14 protein-coding genes are annotated in these 15,870 nt (G+C 69.2%); 7 read left to right on the top strand and 7 right to left on the bottom strand.

The window, feature by feature from the left end:
• Positions 1-11 precede the first annotated feature (11 nt).
• Positions 12-752 carry a haloacid dehalogenase type II gene (locus tag GPY60_RS03425; protein WP_156686216.1) on the bottom strand — a complete coding sequence of 247 codons (741 nt, stop codon included), beginning with the start codon at positions 750-752 and terminating at the stop codon, positions 12-14.
• A gap of 115 nt (positions 753-867) precedes the next feature.
• Between GPY60_RS03425 and GPY60_RS03420 the strand changes: the two genes are divergently transcribed.
• The gene (locus tag GPY60_RS03420; protein WP_156686215.1) at positions 868-1,317 is read left to right on the top strand and encodes an ATP-binding protein; all 450 of its coding nucleotides are present in this window, start codon (positions 868-870) and stop codon (positions 1,315-1,317) included.
• 42 nt (positions 1,318-1,359) lie between these two features.
• Here GPY60_RS03420 and GPY60_RS03415 read toward each other — a convergent pair whose 3' ends face one another.
• From GPY60_RS03415 to malQ, 3 genes are all read right to left on the bottom strand, one after another.
• Positions 1,360-2,394, bottom strand: coding sequence for an epoxyqueuosine reductase (locus GPY60_RS03415; RefSeq protein ID WP_156686214.1), 1,035 nt, complete (start codon positions 2,392-2,394; stop codon positions 1,360-1,362).
• Positions 2,395-2,441: 47 nt separating this feature from the next.
• Complete coding sequence (locus tag GPY60_RS03410) at positions 2,442-3,797, bottom strand: WS/DGAT/MGAT family O-acyltransferase (RefSeq protein ID WP_156686213.1); 1,356 nt, start codon at positions 3,795-3,797, stop codon at positions 2,442-2,444.
• 90 nt (positions 3,798-3,887) lie between these two features.
• Positions 3,888-5,918: a 4-alpha-glucanotransferase gene (gene malQ / locus GPY60_RS03405; protein ID WP_156686211.1), complete on the bottom strand. Its 2,031-nt coding sequence runs from the start codon at positions 5,916-5,918 to the stop codon at positions 3,888-3,890.
• Between the two features lie 321 nt (positions 5,919-6,239).
• Here malQ and GPY60_RS03400 point away from each other — a divergent pair, with 321 nt between their 5' ends.
• The 3 genes from GPY60_RS03400 to GPY60_RS03390 all read left to right on the top strand — a co-directional run bounded on the left by GPY60_RS03400 (position 6,240) and on the right by GPY60_RS03390 (position 8,172).
• A complete protein-coding gene (locus tag GPY60_RS03400) occupies positions 6,240-7,124 on the top strand; it encodes a cyclopropane mycolic acid synthase family methyltransferase (protein ID WP_156686210.1) in 885 nt (294 codons plus the stop codon).
• A gap of 189 nt (positions 7,125-7,313) precedes the next feature.
• The gene (locus GPY60_RS03395) at positions 7,314-7,739 is read left to right on the top strand and encodes a hypothetical protein (protein ID WP_231639287.1); all 426 of its coding nucleotides are present in this window, start codon (positions 7,314-7,316) and stop codon (positions 7,737-7,739) included.
• 79 nt (positions 7,740-7,818) lie between these two features.
• On the top strand, positions 7,819-8,172 hold the full coding sequence (locus tag GPY60_RS03390) for a VOC family protein (protein ID WP_156686206.1): 354 nt from the start codon (positions 7,819-7,821) through the stop codon (positions 8,170-8,172).
• A gap of 11 nt (positions 8,173-8,183) precedes the next feature.
• Here the strand turns inward: GPY60_RS03390 and GPY60_RS03385 are convergent, their stop codons facing one another.
• Entirely contained in the window at positions 8,184-8,453 is a 270-nt protein-coding gene (locus tag GPY60_RS03385) for a YdeI/OmpD-associated family protein (protein WP_156686204.1), read from the bottom strand.
• 227 nt (positions 8,454-8,680) lie between these two features.
• On the opposite strand from GPY60_RS03385, the gene GPY60_RS03380 reads away from it, so the two are divergent.
• On the top strand, positions 8,681-9,595 hold the full coding sequence (locus GPY60_RS03380; protein WP_156686202.1) for an alpha/beta hydrolase: 915 nt from the start codon (positions 8,681-8,683) through the stop codon (positions 9,593-9,595).
• Positions 9,596-9,600: 5 nt separating this feature from the next.
• On the opposite strand, the gene GPY60_RS03375 is transcribed toward GPY60_RS03380, so the two are convergent.
• Complete coding sequence (locus GPY60_RS03375) at positions 9,601-10,494, bottom strand: SCO6745 family protein (protein WP_156686201.1); 894 nt, start codon at positions 10,492-10,494, stop codon at positions 9,601-9,603.
• A gap of 95 nt (positions 10,495-10,589) precedes the next feature.
• Here GPY60_RS03375 and GPY60_RS03370 point away from each other — a divergent pair, with 95 nt between their 5' ends.
• Both GPY60_RS03370 and GPY60_RS03365 read left to right on the top strand, forming a co-directional pair.
• A complete protein-coding gene (locus GPY60_RS03370) occupies positions 10,590-11,639 on the top strand; it encodes a ketopantoate reductase family protein (protein ID WP_156686199.1) in 1,050 nt (349 codons plus the stop codon).
• 149 nt (positions 11,640-11,788) lie between these two features.
• Positions 11,789-14,698: an aminotransferase class I/II-fold pyridoxal phosphate-dependent enzyme gene (locus GPY60_RS03365; RefSeq protein WP_231639285.1), complete on the top strand. Its 2,910-nt coding sequence runs from the start codon at positions 11,789-11,791 to the stop codon at positions 14,696-14,698.
• A gap of 13 nt (positions 14,699-14,711) precedes the next feature.
• Here GPY60_RS03365 and GPY60_RS03360 read toward each other — a convergent pair whose 3' ends face one another.
• Positions 14,712-15,785 (bottom strand): DUF3533 domain-containing protein, encoded by a 1,074-nt coding sequence (locus tag GPY60_RS03360; RefSeq protein ID WP_231639283.1) that lies wholly within the window; start codon positions 15,783-15,785, stop codon positions 14,712-14,714.
• Positions 15,786-15,870 lie beyond the last annotated feature (85 nt).

Genomic DNA, 15,870 nt, shown 5'->3' with positions numbered 1-15,870 from the left:
ATCCCGCTGACTCAGGCGAACAGCCGGTCGGCCAACTCGGTGACGGCCGAGCCCGACACGTCCCAGTCGCCCGACGGCCCGAGGTCGTCGGTCTGACCCGGCCCGTATTCGCCGGGGCGGGCCACGAATCCCGTTGCCAGGCCGCAGCTTTGCGCGGCCGCAAGGTCGGAGTTGTGCGCCGCGACGAGCATCACCTCGCCGGGTTCCAGGCCCAGCAGACGCGCCGGGGCGTGATAGGCGCGCGGATCGGGCTTGTAGGCGCGCCCGACATCCGAGCCCAGCACCACGTCCCAGGGCAGGCCGGCGTACTTCGCCATCTCGACGAGCAGTCCGGTGTTGCCGTTCGAGAGCGGTCCCACGATGACGTGCCGCTTCATCGCGGAGATCCCGGCGACGCTGTCCGGCCACGGCGGCAGCCACCGCCACGAGCGCGCCAGCGCCCGAAGCTCGTCGTCGGGCAACGACTCGGGTGCGACGCCGACGGCCCGCAGCGACGCTTCGAGGTTCTCCCGGTGCAGGACGTCCAGCGACGTGAACTCCCTGCGCCCCGAACGGACTTCGTGAAGCGCCGGCTGGTAGCGGCTGCGCCAGTCGAGGGCGAACTCCGCCGGCCGCAAGGAGATGCGGTGACGATGAGCGAATTGCCCCACCGCGTCGGCGATGCCCGAGCGCCAGTCGACGACGGTTCCGAAGGTATCGAAGAGGATCGCGCGCACCGTCCGACCCGTCGAGGGTGATCGATATTCGGGCATTGCTCAGCCTAACGGCCCGGGGCCCGACCCTCCGCGACCGACCTTGATGGGTCCGTGGCCGAAGCGAGACGAGGATCGCGTTATCGGCCCCGGGCCGAATGGGTATGTGACAGTCATGAGTTCACGACCCCCGACGACCGCCACACCGGCGCAGTTGATGCTCGCCGGATCCGCCGACGCCGCCACGGCCGCGCACCTGCGCCATGCGCTGCGGCGGTGGCTGCGGCAGGTCGCCCGGATGCCCGGGGAGGCCCACGACGACATCGTGCTGGGAGTCAACGAGGCGCTCGCCAATTGCGTCGAGCACGCGTATCGCGAGCACCGCACCGTGGGCACCATGAAACTTCATGCGAGCTTCGATCCCGCCGTCAAGTCGATCCGGGTGTGCGTCAGCGACCGCGGGACCTGGTACCGGCGCACGGCGCACCGGCCCAACGATCCGCGGGCGTCGCGCGGCATCCTGCTCATGCATGCCGTAGCCGACCATTGCGTCATCGAGGCGCGCCCCAGCGGCACCACCGTGTGCCTGGATTACGCGGCCGACGCCGAACGCGCCGCAGGCTAGCGTCCGCGGATCCCGTCATTGGCGGCGACCCGCCGCGCCCGGCTAGCGTCCGCGGATCCCGCCGTCGACGACCTTCACCTGCTTGTGCGGGTATCGCCGCCGGGCGTGCTCACCCGCCGCCGAGTTCGGCAGCACATACAGCGTTTCCTCCTTGTCCTGCAGCGGTTTCAGCACCGTGTCCATGAAGGCCCTGCGGTCGTCGAGGTACGGCTCGATGACGTCCTCACCCGCCGGGCACACCGCCAGGCAGTAGGCGGCCTTGTAGTTGGGTTTGAACGCCAGGCTCTGCCACATCGACGCGTTCTCCGAATCGGTGACGCGGGAACGGAAATCGGCCGCGCCAGCGCTGTCGGCGATCGTCTGGACCCAGTCGGTGAACCCGCCCATGAACTCGCGATAGTTGTGCACCGAGCAGGCGACGAAGTCGAACTCGCCCTGTTTGCCGATCGCCCCGACGGGGCAGGCGGCGACACACAGCTTGCACTCCAGGCACGGGCTGTAGTCCAGTGGCGTGCCGTAACTGCTTATCTGCGCGTCGAGCAGGATGGTGCCCAGCAGGATGAAATTGCCGAACTTCGGATGAATCACATTGCGGTGGATGCCCATTACGCCCAGGCCCGCCGCGACGGCGACCGGCTTGTGCGCCACCACCCAGATCCTGCCGGGGAACCTGTCCATCTCCATCGGGAAGGTCGCCGACGGGTTGAGCGCCCGGTAGCCCGCATCCTGCAGTTGCCGCACGATCCGGTGGGCCGCCTCGTTGAGCACCTCGCCGCTGCGATGGAACTCCTGGTTGGCCACGCTGCGCGCCGTCGAGCGCACGTTGTCGCGGTTCATCTTGACCACCAGGGAGATGTAGCTATTCGTTCCCGGAAGCGCGGCCCGGACGTGCTCGACCTCCGACGCCAGAGCGGGATCGTCGACGCTGGCGAACGCGACGTCGTCGGCGCCCGCCCGAAGGCACATTTCGCGCAGCCAATCAGCCTCTACGACAACGGGTTTGGTCTGCTTCGGCCTGGACCGCACCCGCCGGACGGTGGGGTGCCGGTTCAGTCGTTCGGGAAGCCTGTCCGCCATGCTGAGTATGGTACACCATACCCAGCATGCTTGGCCGAACGCGTGTCCTAGACGCCGACGGCGCGCTCCAACTCCTTCAGCGACGTCTCCAGGTGACCGAGCAGCCGCTGCAGGTGGGGGATGCTGCGGCGGCACCCGACGAGACCGAAGTCGAGGTTCCTGTCGTTGTTCGTGACGGTGATGTTCACCGCCTGCCCGTCCAGTGGGATCGACAGGGGGTAGTTCCCGTCGAGGCGGGCGCCGCGCCAGTACAGCGGCTCCGAGCGGCCGGCCGAGACGTTGGAGATGACGATGTTGAACGGCGGGGAGGCCGCCGAAAGGTACCCGGGGATCAGGCCGAAGAACAGCCCGCCGACGTTCAACGCGGACAGGGCGAGCTGCTGCACCGGCGGCAGCTGCCAGAACACCTCTTTCGTGTCGCGGATCGACGTGCTGATCACCTCGAGCCGCCGGCCCGGGTCGTCGAGGTCGGTCGCCAGGTTGCACAGGAACGTCCCGACCATGTTGCCCCCGCGGTCGTCGTCGTCCTTGCGGAGGTTGACCGGGACCATCGCGGTCAACGGGGCGTCGGGCAGCGCGTTCTGCTCCTGCAGGTACGCGCGCAGGGCCCCGGCCGACATGGCGAGCACCACGTCGTTGACGGTGACGCCCGCGGCCGACTTGACCGCCTTGATGCGTTCCAACGACCACGACTGGGCGGCCACCCGCCGGGCCCCGCCGATCCGGACGTTGAACATGCTGCGCGGTGCCTGGAACGGCAAGTTGAGTTGCTGCTCGAGCAGCGCGGCGCGCGCGAGCTTCAGCGTGGACGGGGCGAGGGAGAGCGCCGCCCCGGCGGCGCCGCCGAGCCGCCCCAGCAGCGACGCCCGCTCGCGCTGCTTGCGCTGCCGCGGGCCCAGGGCCCACGGCACCCGCACCTCGTCATCGGCCGGGTCGGCGGTGAACGCGCGCTGCATCAGCCGCAACGCCGTCACGCCGTCCATCAGCGAGTGATGGAACTTCGTGTAGACCGCGTACCGTCCGTCCTGCAGGCCCTCGACCAGGTGCGCCTCCCACAGCGGGCGGTGCCGGTCGAGCAGGCTGCCGTGCAGCCGGGACACCAGTTCCAGGAGGTCACGCACCCGTCCAGGCTCGGGGAGGGCCGAGCGGCGGAGGTGGTAGTCGAGCTCGACGTCCCGGTCGAACGACCACGCCACGTTGGTGACGCCGCCGAAGAAGGCCGGGTGCTTGCGGAAGGTGGGCTGCACCTGCGTGCACTCGAGCATGGCCTGGTAGTTCTCGCGGACGAAGTGCGGCCCAGCATCCTCGGGCGGCTCGAAGAGCTGCAGCGAACCCACGTGCATCGGATGCTCGCGGGACTCGCCGATAAGGAACAGCGCATCCGTCGGCGATATCGGTTCCATGGTTGACGCTCCCATTCCGTGTGGCCGTGCCACCCACCTGACACCGGGCTCTACTTCCCTTTAGCCAAAGCGGGCGTCCACCACACCCGATCACGCCTGGGGAATTGGCGGAGCGCCGGCGGGCGCCGCGGGCGCGACCGCCCGGAAGGCGGCGGTGACCTCCGCGACCCGGGGGTCGTCGCGCAGCTGCTCGAGGGTCTCCGGCAGCGGGATCCGCCAGTTCGGGTACTCGTCGATGGTGCCCGGCAGGTTGGGCTGCCGGGGCTCGGCGATCACGTCGTACGGCGAGATCAGCTTCAGCCGGCTCGGCGTCGCCGCCAGGAACCGGTGCATCGCGGCGATGATCGCCGCCTCGTCGGGCTCGCGCGAGTCCTGCGGCAGCAGCCCCTCGGAGCGCAGCAGCGCCAGCCACTCGGCCCGTTCCTTTTTGGCGCCGGCCTCCTCGGCGGGGACGTCGTCGAGCAGGCCCAGGTCGGCCCGCGCGCGCACGTGCTCTCCCCGGAGGAACCCGGCCGCCGTGGGCAGGTCATGGGTGGAAAGGCTCGCCGCCGCCCGCGACGGCCACTGCGCCGGGCGCAGCAGCGGCTCGTCGGGTGCGGACTCGTCGCGGGTGAACCACGACACCGCGCACCCCAACATGCCGTTGCCGGCCAGCGCCTCGGTGACCTCCGGTTCGACGGTGCCCAGGTCCTCGCCGACCACAATGGCCCCGGCGCGGTGCGCCTCCAGGGCGAGGACGGCGAGCATCACGTCGGCGTCGTAGTGCACGTAGGTGCCGCGGTCCGGGCCGTCGCCGGGCGGTATCCACCAGAGCCGCCACAGGCCGGCGACGTGGTCGATGCGCAGGCCGTCGGCGTAGGTCAACACGGCGCGCAGCATGTCGCGCAGCGCTGCGTAGCCGGTGGCGGCGAGGCGGTCCGGCCGCCAGGGCGGCAGGCCCCAATCCTGTCCGCGGGGCGTGAAGTTGTCCGGCGGCGCGCCGACGCTGACACCCCTGGCGAGCACGTTGGCCAGCGCCCACGCGTCGGCGCCCTCCTGGTCGACCCCGACGGGAAGGTCGTGCAGTACGCCCAGGGCCATGCCGGCTTGGCGGGCGGCGTCTCTGACCGCGATGAGCTGCTCGGCGCACTGCTGCTGAACCCAGGCGTGAAACGCCACCCTGGGCGCCAGCTCCAGGCGCGTCTCGGCCACCGCCGGGCTCGCGACGTCGCGCAGAGGCTCCGGCCACCGGCTCCACCGCCCGTCGTGGCGCTCGGCCAGCGCGCAGTAGGTGGCCCAGTCCCGCAGGCCTGCTGAGGCGTTCGGCGCGTCCAGCGGGGAGGGCCTGCCCTCGGCGCGCCACAGCAACTCCAGCGCCGCCCGCTTGGCCGCCCACACGAGGTCGTGGTCGATCCGCTCGGTGCTCGCCGACACCCGCAGGGCACCGATCTCCGCGCGGGTCTCGGGGTCGGCCCGGTGATAGGCGTCGATGTCCTCGATGCGCAGCGCCAGCGGGTTGGCGAACCGCCGGCTGGACGGGGTGTAGGGCGAGGGTTGCACGGGGTGCGTCGGCCCCGGTGCGCTCAGCGGGTTGAGCAACACCGCGCCGGCTCCGTGCTCGGCCGCGGTCCAATCCATGAACTGCCGCAGATCCCCCAGGTCGCCGATGCCCCACGAGCGGGCCGAGCGAAGCGCATACAGCTGCAGCATCCACCCCCACGTGTCCGGCGCGGTCGGCACCCGCGGCGGGGCGGCCACCAGCGTCGCCTCCCCGCCGTCGCGGGTGTGGAGCCGGTACCAGCCGGGCTGCAGATCGCCGGGCAATTCGTCACGCACGTCGATCCGGTCGCCGTCCTCACCCACCAGGAGCGTGGCCCCCGGAAGCGGATGGGGACGCCCGTCCACACGCACGGCGACCGTCGGCGGCAGGGCGCCGACGCGGTTGAGCTCGTCGAGCCGGGCCAGCTCGCGGCGCCGCTGCTCGGGCGTGGCCGCCTCGACGTCGAGCAGTCCGAGCACGCGGACCACCACGTCCGCGTCCACCTCGACCGGCTCGCGGCGCTCGTTGCGATAGGACGTGGCCACCCCGTGCGCGGCCGCCAAGCGGCGCAGATCCTCGGGGATCGGCTTGGCCTCCGCCATCACCGCACCGGACCGTCGGGGCGAACGGCTGAAACGCTGGCACCGCAACGAGTCGTGAGCACGACGAGGGTATACCCAGGCCCCCATTTCTCACACCGGCCGGCGCCGGGCGCCAGCAACGCCGGGGGCACCGAGCCGCGGCTGTCCGCCGCGTCCGGAGATCGATTGCCCGATAGGCCGTTTCGCGGCCGGCCCGCGGGAGGGGGAATGCACTGGCAGGAGCGGTGCGACCGGCCCGATACACTAGGGCCTCAGCGCGGTGATCGGCCCTGATCGCATGCCGCCAAGCCAACAAAATCATCCAACGTCGAAGGTTGTGCCTTGCCCGAAAAGCCGAGCGAAAACGTCAGCTTGAAGCCGCATTTCGAGGACGTGCAGGCGCACTACGACCTGTCCGACGAGTTCTTCGCGCTGTTCTTGGACCCGACGCGGACCTACAGCTGCGCATACTTCGAGCGCGACGACATGACGCTGGAAGAGGCGCAGCTGGCCAAGGTCGACCTTTCCCTCGGCAAGCTCGGGCTGGAACCGGGCATGACGCTGCTCGACATCGGCTGCGGGTGGGGCACGACGATCGTCCGTGCGCTCGAGCGCTACGACGTCAACGTCGTCGGCCTGACGTTGAGCCGCAACCAGCAGGCGCACGTCCAGAAGCGTCTTGACGAGCACCCCTCGCAACGGAGCAAGCGCGTGCTGCTGCAGGGCTGGGAACAGTTCGACGAGAAGGTGGACCGGATCGTCTCGATCGGCGCCTTCGAGCACTTCGGGCGCGACCGCTACCCCGACTTCTTCAAGATGGCCTATGAGGCCCTGCCGGCTGATGGCGTGATGTTGCTGCACACCATCATCAAGCCCAGCGACGAGGAGTTTGCCGAGCGCGGGCTGCCCATCACCATGACCAAGATCCGGTTCATGAAGTTCATCATGGACGAGATCTTCCCCGGCGGTGACCTGCCCGCGGCCAAGGTCGTCAAGGAGCACGCGGAGCGCGCCGGCTTCGACCTGAAGCTCGTCCAGCAGCTGCGCCTGCACTACGCCCGCACCCTCGACACCTGGGCGGCGGCCCTGGAGGCGCACCGCGACGAGGCCATCGCGATCCAGTCGCAGGAGGTGTACGACCGGTACATGAAGTACCTGACCGGCTGCGCCGACCTGTTCCGCGAGGGCTACACCGACGTCGCGCAGTTCACCCTCACCAAGGGCTGACCGCCACGCCCGTGCGCGGTTTATGAGCGCCGGGCACCGGGTAACTCCACGAGCAACAACCTGATCCGGTAGGCGCCGATCCTCATCGGCGCAAAACCGCAGGAGGAGTTGACCGTGGGTGCCAAACATCGCCTGAGTGAAGCGCCGGAGCAAAGACGATCACCGGCCGAGGGAGGCGCGCGGCGCGCGATGTCGGGCATCGCCTCGTTGTGCGAAGTCGTCTCGGCGTCGGTGCTGTGCGCGGCGGCCCTGACGGCGCTCATGATCAACGTCGAGCCGCAGAAGCCGTCCGTGGTGGCGAACCCGGCGCCACCGCCGATCTCGCAACCGGTGCGTCAGCAGGGGACCGTGATCGCCGTGTCCGGCAACTCGGTGACCGCGCGCAGCGCCAACGGGTACACGCAAACCTACGTCGTCACCCCGAACACCACTCTCATCACCCAGAACGGCACCCACCTCGTCACCGCCCCAGCGCATTTCGCCGTCAACGATCGGATCGACATCGTCGGCACCATCCAGGGCGGCACCGCGCTGGCGACGGCCGTGGCCGCCGGCGATGCCGGCCACGGGGACGGACCGCCGATGGACTTCGACGGGGATCCTGGCCACACCTGAACACTTTCGCGAGCAGCGCCCTGCGGTCGGATTCAGTAGAGTCCGCCTCTATCCGAATCCTCGACCGCAGGAGGCACCCGTGAGCGAGCACGAAGTGCGCATGATCATTCTGTCGACCGACGACCTGGACGAGTCGATCCGGTTCTATGGCGAAACCCTCGGGATGCCGCTGAAGTTCCGCGACGGAGCCCACTTCGCGGCCCTCGACGGAGGAGCGGTCACCCTAGCGCTGGCTACCGCGGTCGACCATCCGATCCCGGGAAAGGTGGTCGTCGGCATCAAGACGGCGGACGTCGACGCCGCCGCCAAGGCCATCGAGGCCAGCGGTGGCGGAATTGTCAAGGGGCCGTACGACGATGCTCACGAACGCCGAGCGGTGGTCTACGACAACAAGGGCAACGGCCTGGTGTTCTACCGGCCCCTGTCCCGGTGAGTCGCGGTGACCTACCTTCCGGTGCGCTCGCGGTGCTTGCAACCCGGCCAGCAGCAGGGCCTGCGCTTGCCCTCTTCCAGCTCCTCCTGAGTGCGGCGGATGCGGCGTTGACGAGTCTTCTCCTGCTTGGCGTCCTCGATCCAGCAGATGAACTCGTTACGCGCCAACGGCGTGATGTCCGTCCATGCGGCGAGTGCGGCCGCGTTGGCCGACAGCGAAGTACGCAAGTCCGCGGGCAATTCGTGCACCACCCCGCCGGGAACGTCCCCCTTGTCCGTCATGGGGTCAGGCTAGCGGTTGGACCCGGCGGCGGAACCAATCACGACACGTTTTCCGCGCGCCTCCGCTGAGCTGCACGTCTTCCGGACGGCAATAGCCGCTCTTGACGACGGGGTTCGCCCGGCGGCACCGAGGTTGGCTTCACCAACGGCCCGCGAGTCCGCCCGCCGTCCGGGCCCCGCCGTCGCGTCCGTAGGGTGGTTGGGACGCGGACGGGTGGGAGGTCGTGATGTCAGTGCTTTCCACACCCATTGTCGCCGACGCGCTTTCCCGCGCGATCGCCGCGACGATCCGTCCCGCCGCCAAGGCCGGGGTCAGCTTTCCGTCCATCGCCGGCCGAACGACGCTCGCCACCGTGCCCACGCGGCACGGGCCAGTCGCCGCAACTGTATACCACCCGGGTCCCGGCCCTGCTCGCCCGCCGGTATACGTCAACGTGCACGGCGGCGGTTTCGTCATCGGCCACCCCGAGCAGGACGACCCGTGGTGCCGCTACCTCGCCGCCCACGCCGGCGTGGTGGTGGTGAATCCGGACTACGCGCTGGCACCGCGCAGCCGCTTTCCCATTGCGGCCGAACAGGTTTACGACATCGTCTGCTGGGCGGCCGGACCGGGCCGGGACTGGGACGGCACCCGGTTGTGTGTCGGCGGGCAAAGCGCGGGCGGCAACCTCAGTGCGGCCGCCGCCCGGCTGGCGCTCGAAAACAGCGGTCCGGCGATCGTCTTGCAGGTGCTGCACTACCCACCGCTCGACCTGGTCACCCCCACCCGCGACAAGCCCTCGGCGGCAGGCGCCGGTGCGGTGATGAAGCCCTGGATGGGTGAGATCTTCGACACCGCGTACATCCCCGATCCGGCGCAGCGGCGTCACCGGCTGGCGTCACCGGCGTGGGGCGCCAACGCCGACGGCATCGCGGGCATCGCACCCGCGTTGATCGTGACCGCGGAAAAGGACCGGCTGCGAGACGAAGCCCGCCTGTACGGCGAGAAACTCGCGGCCGTCGGCGCGTTGGCCGAGTACTACGAGGTGCCCGGTGTCGACCACGGCTACAACATCATGACCAACGCCACCGAGGTGACGGTCCGAAGCTACGAAATCATGGCAGCGCACGTGGTGCGTGCGGTCACCCGAGAATCCGCGTAAGGCGCTCAGCTACGTTCCAAATGCGCGCTTTCGTCGTGCAATTCGTCGCGGCGCAGCGTCATCGGCGTGAGCTCGGGCAGGTCGCCGCCGGCGATCACCGCCCGGGTGATCGGGGTCAGCGCCCGAAACAGCGCCTCGACCTCGTCGTCGGTGAGCGCGTCGAGCGCGGACAGTCCGAGGGCGTCCGTGGTGGATTCGATGCGGTCCTTGAGGTCCCGACCCACCGCGGTCAGTGACCCGTCGTCGTCGAGGAGCCCCCGGTCGGCGAGGCGCCGTTCGTGATGGCGCCACGCCTCCTCGTCGTAGTCGCGGGTGCGGGCGAGGTACTCGCGCGGGACGCGGCCCGCGGCGGCGTGCAGCACGTTCGACTCCCGGCCCGAGATGCCGTGGGCCACCAACGCCGCCACGTGGCCGTCGCCGCGCTGCTCGCGCAGCAAGGTCGCGGCGTGCCACAGCGCCGCCAAGGGCTCGTCGGGCCACGGCAACGCGCGGTTGGCGGCGAACAGTGGCCTGCCGTCGAGGGGAGCGTGCCGGGCCGCCTTGCCCGCCAATTCGGCTGCGACCGAGACCGTTTCGTCCGAGTCGAGGCCGTAGCGGCGCAGCGCCGCGACCGCGGCGTCCTGCCGCGCGCGCAGCGCCGCGTCGGGCCCGGCGATCTCCCAGGCCGCCGGCAGCGCCTTGGCCACCCGTTCGGGCGCGAAGTTGTAGAAGACCGCGCTCACCACCTCGGGCGGCACCATGCCCAGGGGCGCCGAGCGGGCGGCGAAGTATCCCATCCAGAAGCCCCGGTAGCCCAGGCCGTCCAGCGCGGCCCGCGCCTCCGGCGCGAAATAGGTGACGGCGTGCACCGGCTCGAATCGATCGAAGAAGCGCCGCGCCAAACGGGGTTGTCTGCGCATCGTCGAAGTTAACCACCCGGTTGCCGCGCGGCGCGATACCGGTCTGGCCCGCGCGTACCCTCGCGCTAGACGAATACCGGCGAGAGGCGCGGCGATTGCCCCGGGCGGACGAGCACCGATACGTGATCATCGGCGCGGGTGCCATAGGCGGCACCGTCGGCGCGGTGCTGACGCGGGCGGGCATACCCGCGGTGTTGGTGGCGCGGGGGCGCCACGCCGAGGTGCTCGCCCGGCAGGGCTTGTCGCTCAGAACGCCCGACGGCACCTTCCGCACCCCGGTGAGCGCGGCGGGGCGACCCGACGATGTGGAGTTGGACCATCGCGACGTGTTGGTCTTCGCGACCAAGACGCAGCAACTCGATGCGGCGTTGCGCGAATGGGCGGATCGACCGGTGCGCGGCCCGGGTGGCCTGATCGGAACCGCGGGCGAGCGGCTGCCGGTGATGACAGCGCTCAACGGCGTTGCGGCCGAGGAGATGTCGCTCCGCTATTACGCGCGGGTGTTCGGTGTCTGCGTGTGGTTGCCCGCCGTGCATGTCGAGCCGGGCGAGGTGATCGTGCGGTCGTGGCCGGTGGCCGGCCAGTTCCACATCTCGCGGTGGCCCGCGGCGCGGACGACGGCGGACGACCTCGCTCTCTTGGACGTGCTCGCCCGGGCCTGGAGCGCAGCGGGAATCCTGGTGAGCCTGCCCGAGGACGTGGCCCCGTGGAAGTACAACAAGCTGCTCAGCAATTTGGGCAACGCCGTCGGCGCCCTGACCGCCGCCGCCCGCGGTGCGGGCGGGGTCGTGGCCGCCGTGCGCGCCGAAGGGGAGCACGTGTTGCGCTGCGCGGGAATCGATTTTGTCTCGTTCGAGATCTCGAAGGCGGCGCGGGTTGACGGGCCGATCATCCGCCCCGTGCCCGGCTGGGACTCCGGGCCCAGCAACTCCACCTGGCAGTCGATGAGCCGCAACACCGGCAACGTGGAGACGGACTACCTCAACGGGGAGATCGTCCGCATTGCTCACCGGCACGGCCTGGCCGCGCCGCTCAACGCGGGCGTGGCACGGGCGGCGCGGGCCGCCGTCCGCGACGGTCTGGGCCCGGGCAGTTACACGGCCGCGCGACTCGCGGACATGATCGGTCTCCGGCGAGGCGGGTGAATAGCCGGGTCACCCGAGCAGCCACGCCGTGTAACCGTCCGGACGCGCACTGTTTGCCCGATCGTCATCGGGCCGCGGACTCGGTCTGCAAGCCTTGACCGGCGCTCCGGGACGGAAAAGTCGCCGCGGCTGGTGAGGAAAGGGCGGCCATGACCGAACACTTGCGTGCCTACAACAGCCTGTGGCAGGTCCGCAGCGACTCATGGTGCCGGTTGGAGGAGGCCGCCGATCGGCTGATGCGCCCGACCACCACCGGAGCGCTCAAGGACAAATGGGCCGGTGTCTGCCAGGAACTGCTGACGCGCCTGAGCACGCTCGAGCCCTACTGGGCCTATCCCGGCTCACCTCAATTCGCCCGTGTGCAAAGGCTTTTCGCGGCCGGAAGCTACGACAAGTTCGCCCAGACGGTCGGCCAGATCAACCGGGCGCTGACCACGGAGTCGTACCGGTCGGGAGACGTCGACAACGCGGGCGCCGACGACCTCGACATGTTTCCCTCCGACCCGCGCACGCTCGTCGACCACCACGCGGCGCCGCAGGGCGATCGCCCCTACTTCGAGGTCCTCGTCGTCGAGAAGATGACCGAAGACCAGGAGCGCGCGCTGCGCAACGAGGTCCGCAAGTGGCGCCGGCCCGACGACGAGTTCGTCTACGAACTCGTGGTGGTGTCGAGCGGAGACGAGGCCCTGATCGCGGCCCGGCTCAACGTCAACCTGCAGGCGGTGGTGATCAGGCGGCGCTTCTCGCACCAGTCGACCCGGGACCTGTCGGCTCTGTCGGAGTTCGTCGACACCGCGGTGTCGAACGAGTTGGCCGACCACCAGACTCCCGAGGAGCGCGCCCAGATCCTGGCCGTCTCCCTGACGCAGCTGCGGCCCGAGCTGGACCTCTACCTCATGACCGAGATCGAGGTCGAGGGCATCGCCGGCCGGTTGGGCCAGTATTTCCGCCGGGTGTTCCATGCCCGGGAAGGCATGCTCGAGCTGCATCTGTCGATCCTGCAGGGGGTGGCCGCGCGCTACCGCACGCCGTTCTTCAGCGCGCTCAAGCAGTACAGTCACCGGCCCACGGGTGTCTTCCACGCGCTGCCGATCTCGCAGGGCAAGTCGATCGTCAATTCGCACTGGATCAAGGACATGGTGGGCTTCTACGGCCTGGACGTGTTCATGGCCGAGACGTCGGCGACGTGCGGCGGCCTCGACTCGCTGCTGGAGCCGACGGGACCGCTGCGCGAAGCCCAGCAGCTCGCGGCGCAGACCTACGGCTCGCGCCACACCTACTTCGTCACCAACGGCACGTCGACGGCCAACAAGATCGTCACCCAGGCGTTGGTGGCGCCCGGCGACATCGTGCTGCTGGACCGCAACTGCCACCAGTCGCATCACTACGGGATGATGCTGGCCGGCGCGAATGTCGTTTACCTGGAGGCCTATCCGCTCAACGAGTATTCGATGTACGGCGCGGTGCCGCTGCGTGAGATCAAGTCGAAGCTGGTGGCGCTCAAGCGCGCCGGCAAGCTGCACCGCGTCAAGATGATGTCGCTGACCAACTGCACGTTCGACGGGATCGTCTACGACGTCGAGCGCGTCATGGAGGAGTGCCTCGCCATCAAGCCGGACCTCGTATTCCTCTGGGACGAGGCGTGGTTCGCCTTCGCGCGGTTCCATCCCGTCTATCGCACGCGTACCGCGATGGCGGCCGCCCGCGCGCTGCGCCAGCGGTTGCAGGATCCCGAATACCGGCGCCGCTACGAAGACGAGCTGACGGGAGGATCCGGCACCGAGCCGAGCGACGATGAGCTGCTGAACCGCCGCCTCGTCCCCGACCCGGCGAAGGCCAGGGTGCGCGTGTACGCCACGCAGTCGACACACAAGACCCTGACGGCGCTGCGGCAGGGATCGATGATCCACGTCTTCGACCAGGACTTCGATCAGAAGGTGGCCGAGCCGTTCCACGAGGCGTACATGGCGCACACTTCGACCTCGCCCAACTACCAGATCCTGGCCTCGCTGGACCTGGGTCGCCGGCAGGTCGCGCTGGAAGGCGTGGAACTCGTTCAGCGCCAGATCGAGAACGCGATGCAGTTGCGCGACGCGATCGACAATCATCCGCTGCTCAGCAAGTACATGAGATGCCTACGCACGTCGGACCTGATCCCGGACCGCTTCCGGCCGTCGGCCATCGAGCAGCCCCTGCGCTCGGGGCTGCGCAACATGATGGCCGCCTGGGACCAGGACGAGTTCGTGCTCGACCCGTCCCGGATAACCCTCTTCATCGGCCACACCGGTTATGACGGGGACGCATTCAAGCGTCAACAGTTGATGGACCGATACGGGATCCAGATCAACAAGACGTCGCGCAACAGCGTGTTGTTCATGACGAACATCGGCACCACCCGCAGCTCGGTCGCATTCCTGGTGGAGGTACTCGTCAACATCGCGCGCGAGCTCGACCAGGACATCTCCGAGATGAGCCTCGGTGAGCGTGAGCACTTCGAGCGGGCGGTCTACCGCCTCACCGAAATGTCCTTGCCGTTGCCGGACTTCAGCGGCTTCCATCCCGCGTTCATGGATCACAGCGGAAGTGAGGCCACGCCCGAGGGTGACGTGCGGCGGGGCTTCTACCTGTCCTACGACGACACCAACTGTGAATATCTCACCGGTGAGCAGATCGACGAAAAGCTCGATGCGGGAACGCAAGTGGTGTCGGCGACCTACGTGACGCCCTACCCGCCGGGATTCCCGGTGCTGGTGCCGGGCCAGGTGTTCAGCCGCGAGATTCTCCAGTTCATGCGCGACCTCGACACACCCGAGATCCACGGCTACCTGCCCAATTTCGGCTACCGCGTCTACACCGAGAAGGCCATCGAAATCGCCAGCGCCGGCCTGCGGTCCGACGGTCACGGAGCCGCCGCGCAGGCGCCCGAGCGGGTGAAGGCGCCGAAGAAGAGGTCCACCCGAGGTGGCAGCAACGGCGACACGGCGCCCGTCGAGATCGGTTCCGAGCAGCTCGTCGGCGAACAGTACCCGGGCGACGCGGTGAGCGCGCCGCCGCCCTGACAGCTCCCCGAGCCTATTCCGCGGGCGAGCGCTTCAACACGCGTGAACTCACCACCAGAGCGACCAGGGCCACCGAAAACCACGCCAGTAGAACGAGAAACGGCAACACGCGCTGATTGTCGGGAAAATAGGTGGCGGTGTGGATGGCCGAGACCGCGGCCCCACTGGGCAGCGCGTGGTTCAGAAACGCGAACGGTTGTGGCAGCAGGGAGGCAGACACGGCTCCACCCGACGAGGTGTTGCCGAGCAGGATGAACACAACCCAGGTCGGGATGATCGCCCATCGGTGAATCAGGACCAGCATCGTCGAGTTGAAGAGCGCCGCGATGGCGATCTGCGCCGAGATCAGCAGCCACAGTTCGGGAAACGGCGCACGCAGCGCCCCCAGCAGCGGTCCGGCCACGGACGCGAGGCAAGCGCCCCCGACGACCGTCAGCACGGCAACACAGGCGAGCCAGCGGGGGAGCGTCAGCGTCTTGACGTTGGCGCGCAATTGAAACATGGTGACGAACCCCAGGATCGTCGCGGCGATGATGACGTAGAAGGTGGCCACCCCGGCCGGGTCGCATGCCGGCAACGGATGTAGGTCGACGATGGGTAGCAGGTAGTGACCGGGGGCTGTCTGATCGCGCTCCGTGAGGACGCGGGCGGCCGACGCGTCGGAGGCACTGGACAGCAGCAACTGGGCCGGAACCGACGTCGCATCGATCACCGCCGTGATGGCTTGATGGTCGACGGCCGCCGTCGCCGCCTGCCGGGACGGGTAAGTGTGCACATCGAATTCGTGCCTCCCGCGCTGCATCGCGGCGATCACCGGCGCCGTGATCGAGGTGGGGCCGATGACGCCCACCGGAAGGCGCCGCGGGACGGGACGCCCCAGCGCCACCGTATATGCCGCGGCGAACGCCGACGTCATGATGAGGGCGATGGCCATCACCGCGGCGGCCTTGCGATATTCGAGGGGGATGCCCTTCAGGAATCGGCGCTTTGTGGTCGGCGTCGTCGGGGGACTTCCAGCGTCTCCGGTCTCGCGGCGGTCCTCCGACGCGATGGGCGTCGCGTTGTCCACGCGGGCGTGTTCACTCATGGCGCAACAGTTTTCAGCGATCGAGGACGGGCGGCGGGAAGATCAACGGGCGACCAGCGCACGTGACTTGTGGAGATACCCGGAT

The organism is Mycobacterium sp. Marseille-P9652 (genome assembly GCF_902652685.1).
GTDB lineage: Bacteria > Actinomycetota > Actinomycetes > Mycobacteriales > Mycobacteriaceae > Mycobacterium.
Note: the sequence above shows the minus strand (reverse complement) of the source record. Positions and strands in the feature narration are given on the sequence as shown.

Coding starts and splice junctions, on each gene's coding strand:
- GPY60_RS03385 (WP_156686204.1), bottom strand. CDS start 8,453: ATGACGGACAAGGGGGACGTTCCCGGCGGGGTGGTGCACGAATTGCCC.
- malQ (WP_156686211.1), bottom strand. CDS start 5,918: ATGGCGGAGGCCAAGCCGATCCCCGAGGATCTGCGCCGCTTGGCGGCC.
- GPY60_RS03425 (WP_156686216.1), bottom strand. CDS start 752: ATGCCCGAATATCGATCACCCTCGACGGGTCGGACGGTGCGCGCGATC.
- GPY60_RS03395 (WP_231639287.1), top strand. CDS start 7,314: ATGTCGGGCATCGCCTCGTTGTGCGAAGTCGTCTCGGCGTCGGTGCTG.
- GPY60_RS03365 (WP_231639285.1), top strand. CDS start 11,789: ATGACCGAACACTTGCGTGCCTACAACAGCCTGTGGCAGGTCCGCAGC.
- GPY60_RS03360 (WP_231639283.1), bottom strand. CDS start 15,785: ATGAGTGAACACGCCCGCGTGGACAACGCGACGCCCATCGCGTCGGAG.
- GPY60_RS03375 (WP_156686201.1), bottom strand. CDS start 10,494: ATGCGCAGACAACCCCGTTTGGCGCGGCGCTTCTTCGATCGATTCGAG.
- GPY60_RS03415 (WP_156686214.1), bottom strand. CDS start 2,394: ATGGCGGACAGGCTTCCCGAACGACTGAACCGGCACCCCACCGTCCGG.
- GPY60_RS03380 (WP_156686202.1), top strand. CDS start 8,681: ATGTCAGTGCTTTCCACACCCATTGTCGCCGACGCGCTTTCCCGCGCG.
- GPY60_RS03420 (WP_156686215.1), top strand. CDS start 868: ATGAGTTCACGACCCCCGACGACCGCCACACCGGCGCAGTTGATGCTC.
- GPY60_RS03410 (WP_156686213.1), bottom strand. CDS start 3,797: ATGGAACCGATATCGCCGACGGATGCGCTGTTCCTTATCGGCGAGTCC.